Below are 5,919 nucleotides of genomic sequence, written 5' to 3'. Positions count from 1 at the left end.
GTTTCGAGTTTTTCGGTAAGCATATTGTATCTCCTTCAGTCATGGTGAATTTTAACGGCAAACATAGCCTGATTATATCGTAACTACTTATTATTGCAAGGCTTATCTCCACCTCGCGACCCTTAAGTCAATGACATTGATGTAAGTATTTTAGATCTTTTACATTAAATGCCACAACAGACAAGAGAGGTCTTTGCATATGTATTCTTTTGCGCAAATTAGGTGCAATATCTATTACATCAATGTAGTACCCTCTATACCAATTTATGCTATCATCATAAATATCTTCTATTATTGAGGCGAAGTTTTTGTTAATATTGGTTAATTCGGTTGAATTTAGAGTACTCTTAACTTCTATTACAGCTACGACGCTCTCGAATGGAAAAAGACCTAGATTCTGGTTCATTATGAATGGTGTAACTATCCGTTTATCGTAGATTATAATGTCGCACTCGGGACTCTCGTCTCCTACATGGTTGATTATATGTCCGGTGCCTATGCCAAACTGGCTGGTCAAAAAAGGCTTCAAACAGTTGCCGACAAACAGCTCTCGCAACTTGCCTTTAGAAACCGGATGTCCAATATCGCCTATCGCCTTAGCCTGCTCAATCATGCCCTTAACTAGCGCGGAGGCATGCTTTTGGACGGGCGTTCTTTTCATAGCGTAACCAGGCATGTTGTGTGATCAAGGATCACAAAATTGGGCGAGGATGGAATTTCAGATTGTTTCTCGGTAGGATAGCGTGTTTGTCGTTTAATTGCCACACATCTTTCGTGGCACGTCTTTCGAGGCAGTCTTCGCCGCGCAACGTGCAACCGAAATTTTGTTCTTTGACAGCCACGAAACAGGTCCTCGAGACATACTCAAGTTTCCGGCAAACGGACCGATCTGTGATAAGCATGGAAAGAAAGCGTGCGAATCGGAGGCCGCTTTTCGTCGAGGGCCGAACGGATGCCGGGTTCTCCGAAAAACAGGGCGACTCATGTATATTCCACGTCTCCCACGTATGCTTTGCCATCGAAGCCAAACTTAACCCAGGACATCCAATGCCGACACTCAGTCCCCTTTCCGCATCCACACCCCCCTCACTCAAGAAGTGGGTAAAAATCCTGCGGGCCGGTGTGTGCGGGTGCCTTTTCCTGCTGGTGTCCGTTCCCGGCCCTGTTTTGGCCCTATCTCCCTATGCATTTCAGGGACATGTCTCCCGCCGGGTCCTCTCGAACTATCTCGCGCGGGCCATAACCATGTCCAACATGTTGGACGAGATGGACCTCTACCTGACGGAACACATTCGCATGGTCACCCATCTCGGTGCGAAATTCCTAGGCCGTACGGCCCTCATCTGGGGCAACGAGGGTGTCTTCCCCGCCAGGGTGGCGGATCTCCCGGCCAAAGCATGGCAGGTTCATGCCGCGGACCCGGAAGTCCTGCTGGAAGCGGGTATATTCGAATTTGTATCCAGTGATGTCGAACTCGTGCCCATACCTTCCTGGGTTTTCGAATGGTTGGGGGCTCCGGTCCAAACCCGGAATTTCGATTACGAAAGCATGCTCTTCACCTGCCAGAGCCCGGTCATCGACGGCTATCCCGAGAATGCTTCAGTCCCGGACGTTTCCCGGACGGAAACCCAAATGTGGATATTTTATCAGGCCGCTTCCTACATAGACGCGGGCATCGAAGCCCTTCACCTGGGACAATTGGAATGGATGTGCGGATGCGACCCCGGCTTTGTTCAGCTCGAGTACCTGGCGACCCTGATTCGAACGTACGCCGCCCGGCACGCGCGCCGGGGGTTGGTTTTACTCAACGCCCATTCTCATGGAATCGTACGTGAGGGGAAATTGCTGCTGGACTTCTGCGAGTATCCGCTTCGTGTGAAGGAAGCGGCCGGGAGTCAGACCAACGAGGGCGTGTTGGAAATGGGCTTTCTGGACTCGATTTACGGATTGACGAAGGGAGGCCTGACACCGGGTGGATGGTACGTGGAGCATGCGCTGTATCTGGTGGAATTCGACCACGGCTACGCCGGGCTGACTCCCGGAACCTGCACGAAACCGGAGTGCGTCTGGGGATATGACGAGATCACCTGGTTCGCCCGGCTCGGACTGGAGGAACGCAACGCGTTCATAGAGTACGCATGGCGCTGGGTCCGCTCCCGGGATCCCTACGGGTTTGTGGAAATGCCGGGAATGCGCGACATACAGGGCTTGGCCGGCAACAACGCGGATTGGTATTACGCCAATTCGCCTTCCAGCCACCCCTACGGCTTTGACCAGGAGGAAACCATACGGCGCATCTGGCGAAGCCGCCCTCCCGTGAGCGATCCCACAGCCGGCCTTCGGGTCCTGCTGCTGCAGGGCTTCTGATCTCGAAACCTAACCCAGAAGCTCCATGAACGCCTGCAATCGAACCCGGACCGTCTCCCGTGGCATGCTTCCTTCGGTTTCCAGAAACAGGGTGGCGATGCCTCTTTTCTTGAGTTCGCGGTCTATGTAAGGATATTCAAACAGGTAAGGATGGCAGTACTTAGGTACGACAAACACGGCGCCCTTGATCTTGTACCGGTCCAGCTGGTCGCAAATCCAATCCAGTCTTGGTTTCAACGGGTACCGATAGCCCGAGGGTACATTGCCCAAATATCGTTCGACCAGGGCTTTCATTGGATCCGGCCCGGGCTCCACGGGTTCCGAATAATACCGTGGCCCCATCCAGACGTCGTCCATGGCTACAAGGCCGCCCAGCTCTTCGATCATTTCCATGAGGTTGAAATCCGCGGTCATGCAGTGTTCGAAGATCAGCATGGAGAGAAAAACAGGGATACCCCCTTCTTGCCTTTTTTCCTCATGGGGCAACTCCCGCAGCAGCTTCCCGAGCATACGGTTGTGTGCTTCTTTGGGCAACACGAGGCCGGCCCGAAGCACCTCCAATATCCGGCTCCCTGACAGAGAAACCCCATTTCGCGACCTCAACTCATACAGTTCCCGAATGAGCCGTCGGTTTTCGTTGTAGGTCTCGATGGCCGAGCCGATGGCTTCATTTGTAATCTGAACGTCGCAGAACGCTTCGATCGACTCGCGGAACCGCACCAACTCCCGGGCGTAGTACCGCCGGCCTTCCGGTGTTTTGAAGAAGGGAGGATTGAAATAGTAGAGGTACGGCGTCTTGCCGTGAACTTCCCAGGCTCGCACCAGGGTGCGCGCGTTTGCACACGCATCGGTCACGACCAGACCGTCCAGATAATCATATTCCCCGGTAAGAGCCTGTCCCAAGGCGGACTGACAGTAGTCGCACACAAAGATCGGGAGAATCGTTTCGCCTTTCTGGACCGTGTCTTCGTCGCTTTCCATCAGTTGAACCGGCAGAACTCCGGCCGCGTACATCAATTCCTCCGGAACTCCGGAATAGATGTACCCGAACACCTTCTTTCCGTCCTGCTTCCAATCCTTGGCAATCCCATGGCGGTTTTCATAGGCCGCCCTAAACTCGGAAAAATGATCCACGGCAGACTCCGTCTTGTATGTATTCAGAGGGTATGAGGAGGCGTCCCACAGGGCGGCGCCCTCCCCCGAGAACGATTACCTCTCTATTTCCGTTTTTTCTGTTCCAGGAGTTCCAAGAACGCGTCGATCCTGCCGTGCACTTGGGCTTCAGCGAAGCTCCTGGGGTCGGCCATGTCCGCATCGAAGGTGATCGAAGGGGTTTTGAGCTGTTCGTCCAGGAAAGCCATTTTATCCTGCACCACGCCTGTGATGTTGATGCAACTTCTGTTGGACAGAAAAATCGCGCCGTCACAGCCCCATTCCCGGACCAGCTTGCGGTAGCGCTCGTGGTTGACCGCCGCACTCGCGTTCTGCATGCAGGACCAGAGTCTCACGGCCACGCACTCCCAGGGTTTCTCCGGGTCCAACCTCCGGCCGTCCAGAAAGGGAGCCAGCCAGATGGTGGGAATATAACCGTCCACGGGAATCACGGCGCCACGCTCCCCCAGATAGTCGAACACCTGGAGCCGATACCAGAGCGGAATATTGTCCCACAACAGACGAAGCTTTTCGTTCGGTATGATGCCCAGCCGTTGGTCCACGCGTTCATGGGTGTCCTCCAACAGAAGGGCGTAGTAATCCACCGCCTCCGGTTTTCCCAGCGATGTCACGGCATAGAAGAGATCGCCGGCGGATTCCCTCAATCCCCTGGGACAGGGTATGGATTTCTTCAGCTCGTAGACTTCCCAAAACATCTCCATGGCGCGCACGGAAAGAGCCACGGTCTCCTGAAATCGGGTTTCATCCAGCTTCCCCAGACGTTGCTCTTCAATAAAAACCGCAAGGCCTTTGAGCGAAGAAACCATCCATTCCAACTCGTGATCCTGCAGTTCCCCCGTCAGATTGAAGGGCATGTCCAACAGATAGAAGGGAACATCGTACTCCATGGCCCACGTTTCCCACCACTTCACATACGGGTCGCAGACTCCGGTCATCCCCACTACCAGACTCGGATCCGGCATGGCGCCCATCGGCCCCTCCTGCCGGTACATCATCCCCAGACCGCACCTGAAGTAAGAGCACAAATCGTTCGAAAAGCCGCTCTGTTCGGCTGTTTCGCAAAACCCCCTGGCTTCCTGTTTCGCACAAGTGATCGTCACGTAGTTTTCGGCGATCACGGGATAAAGGCCCATGGCATTGAAGATCTCCGTGGGACCCAAAGCGGTTGTGTGCACGATGGGCCGCTTCCGGGAACCGGCCTCCGCGGCTTCCCGATAAAAGCGGGCCGTGTAGTCCTTACGCATCCGTTTTAACTCGCGATTCCTCTCTTCGAGTCTGGTCCGGGAATCCTGGGACATCTCGACTCCTTTTCAAGTGGTTGCTGCGGTTGATCTCTCGGCCCGGTGTTTGACCCGGAGAGGGTCGGACTTCGATCCGAAAGCGCGCCTGAACGGCGGAAGTTGACGGCAGAGTACCTCATTTTTTCGCTGATTTCCAGAACGCGTTTGGCCGGGAACAGACATCATGAAACACCTTCAACTTTGCCGCGATTTTTATTTGACAGGATGCGTCTGTTCGGGTATAAAGACGACTTCAATATTTTTACTTGGAGGGGAACTTTGGCGAATCATCCATCTGCCCTGAAACGGGCGCGTCAGAACGAAAAGCGGCGCCTTCGCAATGCATCCACCCGTACGCGCATACGGAATTTGATGAAAAAGGTTCGGCTGTTTCTGGAAAACAAGTCGGTGAACGAAGCACAGGCCGCGTTAAAGGAAGCCATACCTCGGATCCAGAAAGCGGCTTCCAAAGGAGTGATTCACAGGAACACGAGCCAGCGCTACATTTCCAGGCTCAGCCGTCAGGTAGCGGCTCTGTCCGAAACATCGTCCTAGATTTCCTCGCCCGTTCCATCGAGAAATCGGCCGACCTGCCAAGTGTCTACAGGATCGTTCCCCCCGCCGGGGAACGATTTTTCTTCGTTCAGCCCATCAGAAATCCCTGAACAGCATCTCGTTGACCTTCTCCGCCAGATTCGACAGGATCTTATCCAGCGCAATCTTCTGATTGGCGTCCGTGGCCAGCGGGTCGTCCGGAACCACCTCGTACCCTTCTTGGAAACTCAAGCCGTTCACGTTTTCAACGGTTTTGTCGCCCGCCCGTTTCTCGAGTTGAAACCCCATGGTGAGCGTTACTCTACGTTCAGTCGAATGCTCGTTGGCGCCGTAGGATAAGGGAGAAACGTAGATATCCTGAATCTCGCCTCGAAGCACCACATCCGCCCGATCTTCGGTCACCACTTTCAGCTCGGTCCTACGGTTGAATTCCTCGATGAAGATACGCGTGGCCGTAGTTTCGAGCCCCGGCTCGTTGGTCCGGTTCCGCATGACGGGAATGGCGATGGTGCGCATGTCTTCCGGAAGGCTGCCGTGCCGCCCC

The 5,919-nt window shown here is 54.3% G+C and carries 6 protein-coding genes; 2 read left to right on the top strand and 4 right to left on the bottom strand.

All coding sequences use genetic code 11. The features are described from left to right. Positions 1-127 precede the first annotated feature (127 nt). A complete protein-coding gene (locus HY788_24465; GenBank protein ID MBI4777300.1) occupies positions 128-661 on the bottom strand; it encodes a hypothetical protein in 534 nt (177 codons plus the stop codon). A gap of 386 nt (positions 662-1,047) precedes the next feature. Between HY788_24465 and HY788_24460 the strand changes: the two genes are divergently transcribed. Continuing rightward, the gene (locus tag HY788_24460) at positions 1,048-2,367 is read left to right on the top strand and encodes a hypothetical protein (GenBank protein ID MBI4777299.1); all 1,320 of its coding nucleotides are present in this window, start codon (positions 1,048-1,050) and stop codon (positions 2,365-2,367) included. A 9-nt stretch (positions 2,368-2,376) separates the two neighbouring features. On the opposite strand, the gene HY788_24455 is transcribed toward HY788_24460, so the two are convergent. Together HY788_24455 and HY788_24450 are read right to left on the bottom strand one after the other, a co-directional pair. Continuing rightward, positions 2,377-3,501, bottom strand: coding sequence for a 2-hydroxyacyl-CoA dehydratase (locus HY788_24455; protein ID MBI4777298.1), 1,125 nt, complete (start codon positions 3,499-3,501; stop codon positions 2,377-2,379). Between the two features lie 83 nt (positions 3,502-3,584). Then, positions 3,585-4,838 (bottom strand): 2-hydroxyacyl-CoA dehydratase, encoded by a 1,254-nt coding sequence (locus tag HY788_24450; protein MBI4777297.1) that lies wholly within the window; start codon positions 4,836-4,838, stop codon positions 3,585-3,587. Positions 4,839-5,099: 261 nt separating this feature from the next. Between HY788_24450 and rpsT the strand changes: the two genes are divergently transcribed. Next, the gene (rpsT, locus tag HY788_24445) at positions 5,100-5,375 is read left to right on the top strand and encodes a 30S ribosomal protein S20 (GenBank protein ID MBI4777296.1); all 276 of its coding nucleotides are present in this window, start codon (positions 5,100-5,102) and stop codon (positions 5,373-5,375) included. Between the two features lie 96 nt (positions 5,376-5,471). On the opposite strand, the gene HY788_24440 is transcribed toward rpsT, so the two are convergent. Then, the coding region (locus HY788_24440) for an LptE family protein (protein ID MBI4777295.1) at positions 5,472-5,919 on the bottom strand (448 nt) is incomplete at its 5' end.

The sequence above is a fragment of the Deltaproteobacteria bacterium genome (assembly GCA_016208165.1).
Classification (GTDB): domain Bacteria; phylum Desulfobacterota; class Desulfarculia; order JACQYL01; family JACQYL01; genus JACQYL01.
This window is presented reverse-complemented; position numbering and strand designations above follow the sequence as displayed.

What these genes read in the sequence shown, in the direction of transcription:
- HY788_24465 (MBI4777300.1), bottom strand. Translation starts at nt 661, where the DNA reads ATGAAAAGAACGCCCGTCCAAAAGCATGCCTCCGCGCTAGTTAAGGGC.
- HY788_24460 (MBI4777299.1), top strand. Translation starts at nt 1,048, where the DNA reads ATGCCGACACTCAGTCCCCTTTCCGCATCCACACCCCCCTCACTCAAG.
- HY788_24450 (MBI4777297.1), bottom strand. Translation starts at nt 4,838, where the DNA reads ATGTCCCAGGATTCCCGGACCAGACTCGAAGAGAGGAATCGCGAGTTA.